This window comes from Dapis purpurea BLCC-M126, from assembly GCF_050015975.1.
In the GTDB taxonomy this organism is placed as follows: Bacteria; Cyanobacteriota; Cyanobacteriia; order Cyanobacteriales; family Microcoleaceae; genus Trichodesmium.
In genome coordinates, this window is record NZ_JBNHER010000209.1 from 1 (window position 1) to 16,170 (window position 16,170).

General features: G+C 33.8%; 16 protein-coding genes and 1 pseudogene. 13 read left to right on the top strand and 4 right to left on the bottom strand.

The features are described from left to right. Window positions 1–278: 278 nt before the first annotated feature. Window positions 279–923, bottom strand: coding sequence for an imidazole glycerol phosphate synthase subunit HisH (gene hisH, locus ACP6PL_RS18205; RefSeq protein ID WP_426546687.1), 645 nt, complete (start codon window positions 921–923; stop codon window positions 279–281). Between the two features lie 272 nt (window positions 924–1,195). Between hisH and ACP6PL_RS18210 the strand changes: the two genes are divergently transcribed. The 10 genes and pseudogenes from ACP6PL_RS18210 to ACP6PL_RS18255 all read left to right on the top strand — a co-directional run bounded on the left by ACP6PL_RS18210 (window position 1,196) and on the right by ACP6PL_RS18255 (window position 10,218). Continuing rightward, entirely contained in the window at window positions 1,196–1,705 is a 510-nt protein-coding gene (locus ACP6PL_RS18210; protein WP_426546688.1) for a pyroglutamyl-peptidase I family protein, read from the top strand. 709 nt (window positions 1,706–2,414) lie between these two features. After that, entirely contained in the window at window positions 2,415–2,897 is a 483-nt protein-coding gene (locus ACP6PL_RS18215; RefSeq protein ID WP_426546689.1) for an NYN domain-containing protein, read from the top strand. A 393-nt stretch (window positions 2,898–3,290) separates the two neighbouring features. Beyond that, window positions 3,291–4,505, top strand: coding sequence for a Swt1 family HEPN domain-containing protein (locus tag ACP6PL_RS18220; protein WP_426546690.1), 1,215 nt, complete (start codon window positions 3,291–3,293; stop codon window positions 4,503–4,505). Window positions 4,506–4,534: 29 nt separating this feature from the next. Beyond that, window positions 4,535–5,236, top strand: a complete 702-nt coding sequence (gene rnc / locus ACP6PL_RS18225) for a ribonuclease III (protein WP_426546691.1) — start codon at window positions 4,535–4,537, stop codon at window positions 5,234–5,236. A gap of 437 nt (window positions 5,237–5,673) precedes the next feature. Continuing rightward, window positions 5,674–7,092 (top strand): reverse transcriptase domain-containing protein, encoded by a 1,419-nt coding sequence (locus ACP6PL_RS18230; protein WP_426546692.1) that lies wholly within the window; start codon window positions 5,674–5,676, stop codon window positions 7,090–7,092. A gap of 127 nt (window positions 7,093–7,219) precedes the next feature. After that, the gene (locus ACP6PL_RS18235) at window positions 7,220–7,387 is read left to right on the top strand and encodes a hypothetical protein (protein WP_426546693.1); all 168 of its coding nucleotides are present in this window, start codon (window positions 7,220–7,222) and stop codon (window positions 7,385–7,387) included. Between the two features lie 320 nt (window positions 7,388–7,707). Then, window positions 7,708–8,268, top strand: a complete 561-nt coding sequence (locus ACP6PL_RS18240) for a MerR family transcriptional regulator (RefSeq protein ID WP_426546694.1) — start codon at window positions 7,708–7,710, stop codon at window positions 8,266–8,268. 210 nt (window positions 8,269–8,478) lie between these two features. Beyond that, window positions 8,479–9,057 (top strand): annotated as a pseudogene (locus ACP6PL_RS18245) (Uma2 family endonuclease). 189 nt (window positions 9,058–9,246) lie between these two features. Next, on the top strand, window positions 9,247–9,813 hold the full coding sequence (locus ACP6PL_RS18250) for a hypothetical protein (RefSeq protein WP_426546695.1): 567 nt from the start codon (window positions 9,247–9,249) through the stop codon (window positions 9,811–9,813). Window positions 9,814–9,819: 6 nt separating this feature from the next. Further along, window positions 9,820–10,218: a hypothetical protein gene (locus tag ACP6PL_RS18255; RefSeq protein WP_426546696.1), complete on the top strand. Its 399-nt coding sequence runs from the start codon at window positions 9,820–9,822 to the stop codon at window positions 10,216–10,218. 246 nt (window positions 10,219–10,464) lie between these two features. Here ACP6PL_RS18255 and ACP6PL_RS18260 read toward each other — a convergent pair whose 3' ends face one another. After that, window positions 10,465–11,487 carry a polysaccharide deacetylase family protein gene (locus tag ACP6PL_RS18260; RefSeq protein WP_426546697.1) on the bottom strand — a complete coding sequence of 341 codons (1,023 nt, stop codon included), beginning with the start codon at window positions 11,485–11,487 and terminating at the stop codon, window positions 10,465–10,467. Between the two features lie 415 nt (window positions 11,488–11,902). Between ACP6PL_RS18260 and ACP6PL_RS18265 the strand changes: the two genes are divergently transcribed. Both ACP6PL_RS18265 and ACP6PL_RS18270 read left to right on the top strand, forming a co-directional pair. Beyond that, entirely contained in the window at window positions 11,903–12,244 is a 342-nt protein-coding gene (locus ACP6PL_RS18265; protein ID WP_426546698.1) for a hypothetical protein, read from the top strand. 798 nt (window positions 12,245–13,042) lie between these two features. Continuing rightward, on the top strand, window positions 13,043–13,471 hold the full coding sequence (locus ACP6PL_RS18270; RefSeq protein WP_426546699.1) for a DUF1824 family protein: 429 nt from the start codon (window positions 13,043–13,045) through the stop codon (window positions 13,469–13,471). Window positions 13,472–13,566: 95 nt separating this feature from the next. Here the strand turns inward: ACP6PL_RS18270 and glgA are convergent, their stop codons facing one another. Beyond that, window positions 13,567–14,985 (bottom strand): glycogen synthase GlgA, encoded by a 1,419-nt coding sequence (gene glgA, locus ACP6PL_RS18275; protein ID WP_426546700.1) that lies wholly within the window; start codon window positions 14,983–14,985, stop codon window positions 13,567–13,569. Window positions 14,986–14,996: 11 nt separating this feature from the next. On the opposite strand from glgA, the gene ACP6PL_RS18280 reads away from it, so the two are divergent. Beyond that, window positions 14,997–15,146, top strand: a complete 150-nt coding sequence (locus ACP6PL_RS18280) for a hypothetical protein (protein ID WP_426546701.1) — start codon at window positions 14,997–14,999, stop codon at window positions 15,144–15,146. Between the two features lie 386 nt (window positions 15,147–15,532). On the opposite strand, the gene ACP6PL_RS18285 is transcribed toward ACP6PL_RS18280, so the two are convergent. Further along, window positions 15,533–15,997, bottom strand: a complete 465-nt coding sequence (locus ACP6PL_RS18285) for a DNA phosphorothioation-associated protein 4 (RefSeq protein ID WP_426546702.1) — start codon at window positions 15,995–15,997, stop codon at window positions 15,533–15,535. Between the last annotated feature and the right edge of the window lie 173 nt (window positions 15,998–16,170).

The following is a 16,170-nucleotide window of genomic DNA, read 5'->3' on the forward strand; positions in this document are numbered from 1 at the left end:
ATTGAATATAAGGAAATATTATTTCTTTTCTCTTGGTCGATTGGATATGGCGAGGAAACCTCGCCATCCCATCCTTCGGAATGCTCCGCAAACGACCGCTTTTTCCTCTTGAAAGAGGAGGCTTTAAACCTGAATTATTTAATTAATAATTAATAATTAATAATTATTCGGTAAATTTAATACTACAACAGAAGAAGGAGAGACTTGCAAAATAAAACAAAGAAAAAGCAAAAAAACATAAAATCTAAATGGGTGTTAGTTGATAAGTTAATAGTTCTTTAGCCAGCTAAAGCCACATTTTCAGGAATCACTTTACTAACAAAATTTGACAAAATTTGTAGCCCAATAGTGGAAGATTTTTCTGGGTGAAATTGCACTGCCATTAAATTATCTTTTCCTACTGCTGCAGTAACAGTTTGATGACCGTGGGTGACCGTTGCTGCTGTAACTTGAGAGTCTGTAGGGTCAACATAATAAGAATGAACAAAATATACCCAGGGTTGAAAACCTATTTCACTCCATAAAAGATGTTTTGGCTGAGTAAATTGTAATTGATTCCAACCCATTTGTGGAATTGTCAGATTAGGTTCAGAGTTAAACCGACGTACTTTTCCAGTAAGTATTCCTAAACCTGCTTCTTGACCTTCTTCGCTACTTTCAAATAATATTTGTAAGCCTAAACATATACCTAAAAATGGTTTACCGGAAGCAATAATTTGTTTAATAGGTGTTTCTAAGTTGCGTGTTCTTAAATGTTGCATTGCTGGATCAAAAGACCCTACTCCTGGTAAGATAACTGCATCAGCTTTTTCTATTTCTATGGTCGAATCTGTAATTTTTGGGGTTGCTCCTGCTTTTTCTAAGCCTTTACAAACGGAGTGCAAGTTACCCATATCGTAATCTATGACTGCAATGGTTGGCATTAATTTATTTTCCTTGTTTTGTGTTTCTTAGATTGTCAGCATTCAGTTATTAGGTATCAGCTTATTAACTCATTATTTTGGAAGGAGTAATTAGTCTCCAAGGAGAATTAAAAGTTATGAGTTATAAAGAAAAAGGCGATTGGCTAACTTTTGTAAGTTATTACATTCAAAAGCTAATAGCTTAATGCTTACGGTAACTTTAATATTATAATCAATAATTTATCATTATTTCCAGGATTGACATTTTTTTTTATTTTGTCTGAGATTGAAGAATGAAAACCAAAGTTTTACTCACATCGTTTGATATTTGGAAACCCGAACATAAATCTAATTCTTCTGATGATTTACTAGGTTTGATATCTGCTCAAGAATTAACGGATTATTCTCTAAGTTTTATCAGAAAGTTACCTGTTGATTCAGCAGTTGCTCCAGAAATTGTGATTTCTCAAATAGAAGAATTTCGACCTGATGTAATTATTTGTTGCGGGATGGCAGAAAAACGGGAAATTCTGACAATTGAATCTCAAGCAAATAGTGGAGAAAGGGTGATGAAAACTTCTGTTAATTTGTCAAAGTTAGTGATTAGTTTAGATGGAAGTGAGATTAGTAATGATGCTGGAAAGTTTGTCTGTGAAGATTTATATTATTCGGTTTTAAAGTATCTTGATGAAGGTTGCTTAAAAAGTAAGTGCATTTTTGTTCATGTACCTATATTAACGGCAGTTAATAGGGATGTAATTGTGAGAGATTTTCTGAAAATTTTGTCAAAAATATCTTGGTAAAAGTTTTCAGTATTCAGTGATTAAGTATTAGTAAGTATCTGATTTTTGAGTGTCGATAGCTAGTTAATTTGATTATTGATTATTTAGATGTTGATGAGCGATCGCTTGTCACTTACTGAGTCAAATTATTAGTCAGTTAATTTTAGGCAAAGATGAAGTTAGTCCAAAAAAAATCAATCTGAGAACCATTGACAAAAGTTTTATGTTTTTGCTATCGTATCAAGGTATTATAGAATATTAGTATCTATTGCCTTCTGTGGGCTGCTGTCTCAGAGGTGGTAATGTATATCTCCAGTTGTATATCTGGGTTTGTAATTACTCTTTAGCAAAGATATGTATTTGCTAAGTAAGTAGTTAAGAAGACTAAATAATTAGCAATTATGTAGCTTTACTAAACAGTAGCTACAGACCCAGATACACAAGTGGAGATACATATTACCACCCATGAGACATCAGCTCAATCTAGTAGTGCCACTTAATATAGTGTTTACCTAGTTTGAGTGATTCTGATTTGATGAAATTTTCTTTAGAAAAATATCCCAATATTATTAGTGAGTCAGGAGTGACATTAGTTGTCACTATAGACTCCTATTTTTGAGGGAGTTTCTATCAAGAGATGGGAGTTTTTTGAGTCATAGACTATTAGCACTATTGGTGAAAGATATCTGATGTTCTGATGCTGTTGTGTCAATTAATCAGAACAAAAAAAATGAAAAATCAACCTCTCTCTATCTCATTATATTGGGATTATCAAAACGTTCGTATTAATTGTTTCAATCCTTATTTTGCTCAATATTGTCAAACTTTTGCCAACTTGCATAGTAGTTTATTGAACCAAAGAGTATATAGCTATTGGCGAAAGGAAAATCAAAGTTGTGAACAATGTTTATACAAACTAGGTTTTGACTGTATTGACATTCCTACAACAGAAAAACAGAGTGTCGATAAAAAGTTAATAGCTGACTGCGAAAGAGAACTTTCTTCGACTGTATCTGCTGACATTCTAATTTTAATTAGTGGAGATGGAGACTCTAAAAATCTTGTTCGTAAATGGAAAGATCAAGGTAAACAAGTATTCATTTTTGCCAACTCAAAGAATGCCAATCAAAAATTACTTGATCTTGCTAACGAATGTTATTTTGTAGACCAAAAATTACCAGAATTATTTGAAGTACAAACCAAAATCATGTAACTAGCATAATTAGTATTTACCTTTTAATTTTGGGAAATTTGTAAATCAACTTCAAAGGGATTATGATTCCAGAAAATATAGGATTTGGTTCTTTTCAGTAGAACAATAGTTGTGATAATAGTCTTTATCCCCCCCGGTTGAGAAAAGGGAAAATGTTTTTAGATAAAGTCTAGGGATAGAAACCCAGTTTGTCTGCTAATTTTACAGAAAGAAACAAACTGGGTTTCCCACAAAATTTAGGAGATTGTGATGTTTATAATTTCAATTTATTCAGCAATATTAAGTCAAGGTTAGTGGAGAAAGTTCAAAATTTAGTTGATATAATTTTAGAAAAAATGTAAGAATATACTTGATATTACTATTAATAATAACCAAGAAAGAATTAACAAATGTTTGAACCTTTTTGCTCAGGGTTTATATCGTTATATTGAACAAGAAATGAAGGAAATTTATCCTGATAATTGGCTACAAAAAGCTAAATCTAGTTTGCAAGACCAACAAGCAGCAAGAAAACGTAACTTCCCAAAAATTTTCCCTCAAGATGTTTCTCTGCAACTTAAGCTAATCATAAAACAGTGGGATCAAGTATTCCAAAATAAGTTAAGTAAAGCCCAAATTGCCATAGTAGAAGAACTAATAGAAATCCGTAATAACTGTACTCATCAATCTTCATTTTCTACAGATGATACTTATGAAGCACTTTACTTAATTGGTAAATTTCTTAAAGCTATTAATGCACAAGAAGCAGAGGAATTAGCAAAGAAAAAACAAGTAGTTTCTAGACTTCTCTATCAAGAACAATTCGGCTATGAAGTTCGCCAGAATATTTTCCCAGAAAAAGAGAAAAGTATTAGAGAGAGATTAGCAACAATACTAGAAAAAATACCATTTCGAGATGCTTCTCTTTTACAAGATGCTCTAACTCATTCTACATATCTCCAAGAAAATTTGAACAAAGCAAAAGAAGTAAATGAATATTCTGATCGTCTAGAATTTATTGGTCATAAATTGCTATATTTTTTAAGTACAGAGTATCTTTACCATCATTATCAAAACAAAAGTAAATCTCAAGTAGAAAGCTTACATTTGATTTTGAGAAAAGATAGACATTTAGCGAGATATGCCAGAGATTTAAACATCGGAAAATATATATTACTTGGCAAGGTAGAAGAGGCAAAACAAGGATATGAAAATAATTTATTACTTAGTCAAATTTTTACATCCGTCATTGGAGCTTATTATATTGATTCTGGTGTTGAAGCAGTTCGTAATTTTCTAGCACCAATATTTATTAATTATCTGGAAAATCCTATTGATGTAGAGGTGGAAAATCAGGAAATTAAAATAGAAAACTATAATTTTAAAATAGAAAATTCTAATCCTAAAAATTATTTTCAAGAGTGGGTGCAGAAAAAAGGAAAACCTGCATATATACCAAAATATCAAACTCAACAATCTGGTGGTTCAGACGATAAACCTATTTTTTTGTCTGAAGTATTTGTGGCTGATATAAAGTATGGTCAAGGTGAAGGGGGTAGTAAAAAAGATGCAAAAAAACGTGCTGCTGAAAATGCACTAGCTAAATTGAAACAAGAAGGATTAATATAGATAAATATCAATAAATTTAAGATTGGCAGATGATAGATAAAATACCGGAATTCAAAAATCAAGAACTTCTCAAACAAGCTTTAACTCACCGCTCCTATTTAAACGAAAATTCTGGGGATGAAGAAGACAACGAAAGTCTCGAATTTCTTGGCGATGCCGTACTAGGTTTCTTAGTAGGAGAATTTCTATATAGAAGATATAAAGAAGAACACGATTTAAAACCTAAAGAACTTACTCGTCTCCGTTCACTTTTAGTAGATGAAAAACAATTAGCAAAATTCGCGGTTCAATTAGGAATTGGTGAAAAAATGCGCTTGGGTAGAGGTGCACAAAAAGATGGTGGTCGGGAAAATCCAGCTTTGCTTAGTGATACTTTTGAAGCCATAATTGGAGCTTATTTTCTTGATTCAAACTTAACGAAAGTTAGACCTTTTGTAAAGAGACTTTTTCAACCTGTTGCAGATGATATAATTTTTCCTGATTCTGAGGAGAATTCACAACCACATGATTTAGTAGATACTAAAGGTAAATTTCAACAGTGGGCATTAGCAAAATTTGGAGAAAATCCTAAGTATGAATCTAATGATGGAGATGGTCCAGACCATGCTAAAACATTTACTGCTGAAGTTAGAGTTAGGGGAAAGTTATATGGTGTTGGTAAAGGACATCGTAAACAAGAAGCTGAAAAACGGGCAGCAGAAAAAGCTCTTAAAAAAGTAGGATTAATTTGAAGAATTAATAAGGAAGAAGTTTAGTTCAGCAAGTATTATCATTTATGATTTTTAATATATCAATTTTTAGATTGGTAAATTAAATAACCTAGAACGAAGAAGTAAAATTGAACAAGCATTATCATTCATTCCTATTAATATCTGAATTTTTCATAAGCAGTAAGAAAGAAGTAATTTAGGAAACTGCCAGGATTCATTCTTGTTAGTCTCTCAATTTTTCGACTTATAAATTTTAGTTCATCTTTAGACAAGGCTAATATAATTTTAGTAAATAAAATATTTAACTGGGCGTATTAAACTAGTAAAAATGTCAAAATTATACATATAGCTTTTTTTCTACTCTCCGAGGCTTTATAGTAAATAAATTTTGATGTAAAAAAAAAAGCTGGTAGCTAAATACTAATGGCTAGAAATAATTTTTAACTTTTGACTTAAACATGACTGATCGCCCACGCTCCCGCAAAGAACTATATGCTCGTATTCGCGAAATAGGCCGCGAAGAATTTATCCTAGAAGAAATGGTTCGCTATGGGTTTTGGCCCGAAGGTGAAGAAATGCCACAAGACCCCACCAATGAAATTGAGCGTCGTGGGGAACTAGAACAACAACTCCGAAAACTTCGCCAAGAAAATGCCCGCCTTTTCAGTCAAAAGAAACTGCGTCAAGAAGTCTACAAACAAAGATTAGCTGAGTCGCGTCGTAAACAACAAGAAACTAAAAAACGTCGGGAGCTAGAAAGACAAGAACGCGCCGAAGCCTGGCAAGAACAAAAAGAAAATGAAATTATTTATCTAGGGGAAGGAGTATCTGGAGGACTTAATAATATTGATGGGAATATTTCCCGTCTCGAAAATAACAACCTCCCTATCCTTAATACTGCCCAAGATATAGCTACTGCTATGGATATTACTGTGGGAGAGCTTCGGTTTCTGGCATTTTCCCGCCCTACTTCTACAGTTTCCCACTACATCCGTTTTAAAATTCCTAAAAAAACAGGGGGAGAAAGACAAATATCTGCTCCAATGCCACGTCTGAAAAATGTTCAAACTTGGATACTTGACAATATTCTCTGTAATATTCCCCTCCATGAAGCAGCACATGGTTTTCGCGCCGGATATTCTATCCTGACTAATGCGGAACCTCATGTCGCTGCAGATGTAATTATCAATTTTGACCTGAAAAATTTTTTCCCTTCTATTTCTTACAAGCGGATCAAAGGGTTATTTTTTTCATTCGGTTATTCTGAAGCTGCTTCTACTATTTTTGCCCTCCTCTGTACCGAAGCCGATATGGCAGAAGTCGAGTTAGATGGACAAACTTATTATGTAGCTCAGAGCGAACGCCAATTACCTCAAGGTTCTCCTGCTAGTCCGGCAATTACTAATATAATGTGTCGTCGCTTGGATAAACGTCTGAGTGAAATGGCAGGGGAACTTGGTTTTGTCTATACTCGTTATGCTGATGACTTAACTTTTTCTGGTTCGGGAGATAGTCTCCGACACATTTGTAATATTTTCCGACGTACTGAGTCTATTGTCAGCCATGAAGGGTTTACCGTGAATGAGGAAAAGACAAGAATTATTCGGCGCAAGTCTAGTCAACTTGAGGTTACTGGTGTTGTGGTGAATCAATTTCCAACTATTTCTCGGAAAGAGTTGAAGAAGTTTCGGGCAACTTTGTATCAGATAGAAAAAGATGGACCTCAAGGGAAGAGGTGGGGTAATAGTGATGATGTTATAGCTGCGATAGAGGGTTTTGCTAATTTCGTGGGGATGGTAAACCCGGAAAAAGGCGGGGAGTTAGTGGCGCGGGTGAAAGAAATTAAACAAAAATATCGTCGGAGAAGTAGGGGATAATTAATAATTAATAATAGATAATTTTTTCCCTTAATTATTATGAATTAAATAGTAGAAAAAATATGTTTAAATATTTACGATTTAGAGGTACTACCTCAAAATGAATTAAATATATCTGAAATTATTGATGGAGAATTCTCGTAACCAAAGCCCCCCACTGTCGAGACTAATAAATTTCTGGGAAAATTTTCAGCAACTTGATATTTGGTCAGAATCTAATAATTTAGGTGAAAGTATTATTAGTCCTAGCATTATTTTTTCTGAGTCAGATAATGTTTGCCCAGATGTAGTTTAGGTAGGGCTTGCTGATTAAATACAAAAGCGTTGACAGATAAAGGTAAGTGCCTTTTTAGGTTAAAAAAAGTGCAAGGTTTTCGCGATAAAAAACTCAAAAAGTAAGAATTTTGGGCTGGCTATGGCAGAAAAATTAAGGGATAATTCTTCCGACTGCCTCCTCACTCATTTCCCATTTGTCCTGACTCCTAACTCCTGATTCCTGACTCCTACCCCTACCAAAAAGACTTTTTCAGCAAACCCTAGGTAAGCAAAGAAAGACTATATATTAATACTACCAAAGTTAATATTCTAAAATCTAAAAACTCAGACGTTATAGTTATGACTATACAAAAAGCTACTACAACGCAAGCAGCATTTCTACTCAATATTTCCACAGGTAGATTACGAACACTACTTAATGAAGGCCGTGTTCGAGACGCTTACAAAGATGGGAGACGTTGGATGATTCCATTAAACAAGCGAGGAATGCCAGAAATTACACCAGGTCGCCGTGGTCCTGAAGGCTCTTGGAATAAAAATAGGCGTACAGCCAATACTTTTGTTCATGTTTTACGAAAGACTATAGATTACAACCGAGATAATGGAACTTCTCATCCAGCAGTTGCTGTGAAGGTAGGAGATAAAAAGGATTATTGCCACGCCCTGAAAATTCATGGACCTTGCCAAATCGTTTATCAACCTCATCAACCTAATAATAGTCAAGCTGGAGGTGCTCGTCTGTGGATTGAAGTAGAGTCGGGAAATATAGTGGAGCGAGTATACTTTAGTGATGGAGACTATGGTCCGCCACCGGAAGTAGTTCAGCAGCGAGCAAAAAATCAAAAGAAAAAATCAAAAACTCAGAAAAAAAAGTCAAAAATTAAAGGAAAAAGGAAGTAGTAAAAATCTCTGCTCATCTAAATTTGAGCTTATTTTTTGGCTTTCCAAATGTTTAAGTCCCAATAAGTAATAAGGGGATACCCGAAAACTGGAATAGCTTACTTCAATATCTCAAAAAAGTGCTTGATAATTTAGGCACAGAATATGTAATTAATTTTGCATAAGCACTCAATCTTGAACATAGTTAAATTAGAGCAAATTCCAAATTATATGAATCAAACAGTAGAAAAAATACGTTGGAATATTTACGATTTAGATGTATTACCTCAAAATGAATTAAATATATATGAAATTATTGATGGAGAATTATTCGTGACCAAAGCACCTCACCACCGACACCAAAAAATTTCTGGGAATATTTTTCAGCAACTTAATATTTCGTTAAAATCTAATAATTTAGGTGAAACTATTATTGCTCCTGGTATTATTTTTTCTGAGTCAGATAATGTTTGCCCAGATGTGGTTTAGGTGAGCAAAGAAAAACTATCTCAAATTGAAGATGAAGCAGGTCATCTTACAGATTAACCTGAGTTAGTAATAGAGGTATTATCTCCTGGCAAAAATAATGAGCGTCGAGACAAGGAAGCAAAATTAAAATTATATTCGGTGGAGGGAGTACAAGAGTATTGGATAGTTAATCGTTTGACTAAAGAAGTAGAAGTTTATCGGCGAGAAAATGCCAGATTAATTCTAGTGGCGACTCTGTTAGATGGAGATGAAATCACTTCTCCTTTGTTACCAAATTTTTGTTGTTCTATTAGTCGTTTTTTTCCAGATTATAAAAATTGAGAATGTACTGATTTTGTGGGATAAATTATTATTTTGAAACAAATCATAAACTCAGCTACTTAAGTTCTGGATTCCGTTAGTAGTATTGCAGCTTTATTAACGTCATTTATAGTTAGTAAATATCTTGAAAAAGCCGGTTCAGAATCGGGTAAAATAACATTACAAAAAGCAAGTTCTTTATGGCAAAAAATGAAAAAAGAACTTGAGGAAGACACCAGAACTCGGTCAGTATTGAATCAGTTAGAAGTAAGTAATAATGAAGAGCCATCCAATCAAACTTTAGAGATAATTGCTGATACTTTAGAAGAAAAAATTAAAACAAACCCTGATTTTGCCAGAGAAGCTGAGGAAAGTCAAAAGATATTTGAAAAAGAACTTCAATCTAATTCTTCACCGGATATTCAAGAGTATTTAATACAAGTAAAGAGACTAGCTAATAAAATAGAGTACCTACAGAAAGACATAGATGATGTCAAAAAGGAAATAAAAATAAATGTTGATAGAGGTGATTACTTAGGTCAAGATAGAGGTATTCTTTCAGGAAATAAAAATATTAGTCAGCAAGCCTATATTAGTTCAAATATAATTTCTGGAAATGTTTCTGTTGAATATGGAATAGACTTCCAAGAATACACAGAACGTATCCTAACTCAAATAGAACAAATAAAAGGAAAAACTACTCAATTTTTAACAGTGAAAGAAAGTATGGATGAGTTAGATAAAATTCGTCAACCTCGTTCAATATCAATAGATTAATAGACATTGACAAAAAGGCGTGATTTAGTTGAACAATTAGTACGCTCAGATCTAGAAAAGGCTACAGTAACTAAACGAGTAGTTACTATAACCATTATGTTTATTATTTCTTTAATGATTATTGGAGGCTTTCTTTATGGACCTTTAGTAACAGTTGGAGAAAAACCTCTAGATGACCTAAAACTTCCATTATTAAATATTCCTTGGCCTGTTGTTTTACGGAGTTTTATAGGTAGCTTTGCAGCAATGATGTATCGCTTCAACCGTCAACCCATTTATGAATTTGGTAATGTTCTTAAATGGACTATTACTCGATTAGTACAGGGAATTGTACTTGGTTCTGCTTTTTATCTAATTCTTGTTTCTGGTTTATCCCTATTAACATCAGATAAAATAACCACATAAGTAATCCTTATTTTATCTTTTCTAGTAGGCTTTAGCGATCGCTTTGCTGATAGTGTATTCAATACTCTTATTGAAAGATATACTAAGGATGCAAGAAATAAAGATAAAGATAAAGCTGAGAATAAATCAGGAAGTTGAGTTTCTTAAGAGGGTTTAATTTCATAATTCTGTGCAACCTCAAATAAAATTCGGTGTAAAAAGCTGAAAGCTGACTGCTAATAGCTGAATGCTTACAAAATAACAACCCTAAATCTTTTTCGATTTACTAATTTTCTTTAGGGTAGAAGCTTGACTCGCTAACCTAATTAATTTATAAGGAGATGTGTGACTACCAACAGTAATTCGAGAAATGCGGAACTGATTTTTCAGATAATTCACTCTCAGGAAATTATCATCATAAATAAACCCAGTCAAATGATATTTAGGTAACTTTCTCTCGACTTTTTTATTGATTGCACCGAAGGGATAAGCAATATGAGCAGCGACAATTTTATTCCTATCTAAATCATCAGTACATTTCCTCAATGCCAACTTAGCAAAATACAGTTCTACATCTAATTCTTTTGAGCTAAGTTTAGTCAATTTTTTATGAGTAAATCCGTGAGACTGAATATCATAAAAATCTTTTTGATATCCTTCTCTTAAATCTTGACAACTCAGATGTGGTAAATCTTTCCCATTATCAAATCCCAAACTTTTAGGATTAACAAACAGAACAAACTTTACCTTTTCACCATATTTTTCCTCCATCCGTTCCAATATTGAGATTCCATTTTTATGCACACCCTTATAGCCATCATCAAAAGTCAACATTACAGGTTTTTGACCTATATGTTCAGTCGGTATGGGTTGAGATTTATTAATAAAATAGATAAACAAATCCTGAGAGGATAAAAACCAGTAATTTTTCTGTACTAAATAGTCTATAAACTTCTCTAAATCTTGTTTAGTATAATCCATATCAGACAAACGGCGGTATGGAGGTAAATCAGCTTTATTCTGTAAATCAATAATGTCATGGAAACCAAAAATTGGAATTTTCACAGTAGGATATTTGACAGTTGCAGCAGTCAAACCTAAAGTTATGATAAATATTAATGAAAGGTATACAAATTTACCTACCCACCGATCTAGAAACTTAATCAAAAAAAAATCTTTGTACAATGGTAGAATAATTAGTTTTAACTTCTCTATAATAGAGAAGAGCCTTTGAGTCGCCTTTGTACTGGGTACCCAAATCAAATTTTCAATCCATTTTTGATTAATCATATCTCTTCCTATATTCAATCCAAAACCTATAAATTATGGACAGGTAGAGACGATAATATCACTATTTTTTCCTGACGAATCTAAAAAATTAGATAATTTTTAGTCTAATGATTTTGTGCCGTTGATTTTTAGTGATGATAAGTTTCTACTTAAAGCTATAATTTGACTAAAAAATAAGGTCTCAAGTCTCTCTACCCCTTTTAAGGGGATGAAAAAAATCAACTTTACTACTTCCTTCAAGCAAATAGCTCTCAGCTAGAGGTAGTGATAACTGATAACTGAAAAGATTAGATTACTTTGCTGAATTGGTTTAATATTAGCTGGAATTTAACTATATAAGATATAGATTTGTGTAATATCTGTATTATGATAGGTTAAGAATAGTTAAGCAGATGTAAAGTAGGAGGTGAGTCCCATGTTTAAGCAACAAAATCACAACCTCAAGGTTGTTAAACTAACAGAAGGAATCTTAGTCCATACTCAACTCAAAAGTACTTATATTCCTGCACTGCGTTCTGGGTTTGCAGGATATCCAGTTAATCCTCGTTGGAGTGGGGTAAAATATTCGGCCTGGAAGACAGGAAGACAATGGCGAAAAGCTTTGGTGAATGGAGAAATGGTAGTACGTTCGACTGACTCGATATTGGTGTCTGTTAATCAAGTTCCAGACTCAGAAGAAGAATCTTATGCTGTAAAGTGGGGCTACCAAAATTCATTCTTAGATAACTTACTTAGGCGACAACAATTGACAGTTTAACTATTTTATGCAGGTATCTAGAATAACTGATTTAATGGTTTCGTAACAATCCACTTTAATTTTTCCAATAAAACCTTTTACCCCTCAGCAATGATAAACAATCTCTGAGGGGTAATATTATTTTCAGTTTGACACTTATTATTTAGGAGAGTAGGGCAGAAATTGAAATACATCTGGTTGTATTTATTCTCGGTGGGATAGGGCTACGCGCAAGTCAGAAGTCAGGACTAATCTTTTTTGTCTAAGTAGGACGGGGTGTGTTTTTAGGACTACATCACTAATTTTTCAAGGCTTTCGCCTAAACACGCCCCTACAAATTTTTTAACATTTAATTAGACCTACCTACTGATTAACTAATTATCTAATTATCTAAACTTGATATAATTATCATAGTGATTATTACTCAGCTATCAGCAGTTAGTTTGTTTGTAATTACAGAACTTTTTAGGATAGTGAGGTAAAGTTTTAATATTAATATCTTTTCCTGATTCTTTACTACCTACTGTCCCAGAATTTTGTACCTCATCAACTTAAAAACTGTTGTAAGACTTATATAATTTTGGCTTAATAGCTCAGTAAAAAAACTCTCTCATCTTTACTCTTTTTTTATTTCTCTTTTTCCTGCTCCTGACTCCTGACTGCTTCCTAATGATTGATGATTGTTTAACCGGACATGATGTTATATAAGATTTATCAAGTTAGTAAAATACACTTGTTTTTCTTATTTTCTCTTTCCTGTTATCTGTTCAACTTTTCCCTACCTCCAGAATAAATTAAATTAATTTTCTACAGGTACTGATGTCTACTCAAAATATTCATAATCTCACTGTTGCTCAAGCTGAAAAAATTCTCCATGAATTTACTTGTCAAGATATGAAATCAGTGGAATCACAAGAAGAAAAAGCTATAGCCCGTGCTGCAATCTTGTTATTGGCAAATTTGTCTGATTATCAAATGTTAGGAATTTGTGCCAATTCAACTACTGAAGCTTTATCTACCTTAGGAAACTATTTAGAAGCTTTAGGATATAATACCACTCTGATTAATGAGTCTAATTTTAACTCGGTTGAAGGGTCTGTTTATCTGAAATTTAATGGTATGAAAGAGTCATATATTATGGAATCCTATACTGGAAAATATCGGGGCGTATTAGTCTCTTGTCAATCTGCTGAAGAGACAGGAATTAATGGAACTTATGGTCATTTACCACTAGATTTGTTTACTTAAATTTGAGATTTAATCAGCAAACTATAATTTATAATTAGTATAAAAAGAAAAAGGAATTAGGGGATTTTACCTCAATTCCTTTTTCAGATTAGTTATTATTGTGCTAATTCAGGCTCTTTCTCTACTGCAGTGTCTTCTTCAGGTAATCCGAGTATTGATTTATACATTTTGATATACTCATGAGCTGATTTATCCCAGCTAAAGTTCTCTGTCATACCACGTTTTTGCAACTCGTACCATTTATCTTTGAACCGGAAAGCTTCACACGCTCGAACCATTGCAGTAAGTAAGTCTAGTGGTTCATACCGATCAAAACAATACCCAGTACCAGCATTATTAATAGGGTCATAGAAAGAGACAGTATCAACTAAACCACCTGTACGACGCACAATAGGTACACTACCATAACGCATTGCCAATAACTGACTAATACCACAAGGTTCAAAACGACTGGGCATTAAGAAAGCATCAGTACCTGCATATATTCGTCGGGACAGGGCATCATTGTGTAAAAGTTGGACGCTCATGCGACCAGGGTAACGGGTCGCTATCTGCCACATTTGGGTTTCGTAGAAGCGATCGCCAGTGCCCAACAAAATAAACTGACTATCAGTATAAGCCATAAACCGATCCAAGACTTGCAGCATTAAATCAAGTCCTTTTTGCTCCACTAGTCGGGAAACCATTCCTACTAAGAAGGTGTTTTTGTTAACTTCAAAACCTACCTCTTCTTGAAGAGCAACTTTATTGGCAACCCGTTTTTCCAAGGTATCGACATTATAAGTTTGAGCAATATATCTGTCATTAGCTGGATTATAAAAGTTCATATCGATACCATTGAGGATGCCCTGTAGTCTCCCACTAACAAAAGACATTAAACCATCTAGGCGTTCACCGTAGGCAGGTGTTTGGATCTGACTAGCATAAGTAGGAGAAACAGTAGTTACCCGATCAGCAAACTGAACTGCTGCTGCCATTGTATTATGCCCTTCCATGTACCAGGGACACCAAGTAATTCTTTCCAAGTACCAGCGCCAAGGTCCTTGATAAGCTAAGTTATGAATAGTAAATACAGTTTTAATATCTGGAGTTTCGTGCATCCAAACTGGAATCATACCAGTGTGCCAGTCGTTGCAATGAATGATGTCTGGTTTCCAGCCATTCCAGCAAAACTCAGCCGCCCCATTGGCAAATAGAGTGAACCTCCAGTCCTCATCATCTCCAAAGTAGATACGACGTGGCCAAAAAGTAGGATGACCGAATAGGTACAATGGGACGTCACTTTTTGGTAGTAGCGTCTCATAAATCTTGAAGTTTTGATACATGGCAGTTCCTTCCCAGATGGGTTCTTCAGGAACTTCCATCTTGTCGCCTAAGAAGCCATAATAAGGCATGAATATACGGACATCGTGACCCATTGCTCGTAGCACTTTGGGTAAGGCGCCGACCACATCTGCCATCCCACCAACTTTCGCTAAAGGAGTTACTTCAGCAGCCACAAATAAAATTCGCATAATTTTTTAATTTGCGTTCCCTTTTTGATTCTCAATATCGTCATCATACCTGTATGGGCGCACCTATAGCTCAATTGAGAAGTCAGAAGTTAGAAGTCAGAACAGAAGAAGGAAGAAGTTGGAAGGAAGAAGGAAGAAGGAAGAAGGAAGAAAGAAGTTAAATTTTTGCTGTGGCTAAATTTGAGAGGCGTGAGAATTTATTAATTGCCCTTCAGAAGTCAAAAGTGAATCTTAAAAATTTAAAATTAAAAAAAAATTTTTGCTTATTCTCTATAACCCTAATTCCGTATTATCTACTTGATTAAGTAGGAAATTACTTTATGATTGTAAGCATTCAGCTACTAATATTCCGCATTAAGATGCATGAATGTAATAACTTACTAAGGTTAGCTGATGACCTTTTTGTTGTTCTTGATAACTTTTAATTCTCCTTGGGGACTAATTTATCTTTTCAAGATTATGAGTGAATAATTTATAGCTGATAGCTGACGGCTGAATGCTGAATGCTTACTTATAATTTTTATTCCTTTTGACAACCTAAAGTCTTTTATCCCAAAAATTTAGTTAAATCAAATTCTGTTTCTGGCTGAGATTTTTGATATCTTTCGGAAATTAAAACTAATAAAAGCCGTTCTGAATAATTGACCGCACCCCGCAGTTCATCTCGTAATATTTCCAATCCTCCATTGGCATATTCTTCAAATATTTTAATCCGATTTTCTTCTATTTCTTCATTGGTTTGGCAGAGAATTTTTGTATCTCTTGTGTCGGCGATCGCGATTAATTTAATAATACTGTCATATCCCCTAGACCAAAACACCTCAATATTAATTGGACCTGGTTCTCTTGGAGAAATTTCTGTCAGTGGAACTCGTTTTTTTTTCTTAATACCTAAAGATGCAGCAAATACTATTACATCTGCATAGGTTTTAAAGGGACCTGTTTTTCCTTCTGATTCGGTTAAAGCTGTGACTAAATCTGCTTTATCTTTAGCAATTCTAATTCTGTTCATAACTAAAAAAATAAATGTTTATACCCAAATATAGCAGTCATATTTTGAGTATAAAGAAAATATATTTGACAAAATAAAAGCTTAAATGCCAAGGATGAAATTGGTAAGCAAAATATTCTGAAAAAAAGGATACAGGCAATGGATAATTCTGATATTCAGACTGTAATTATTAA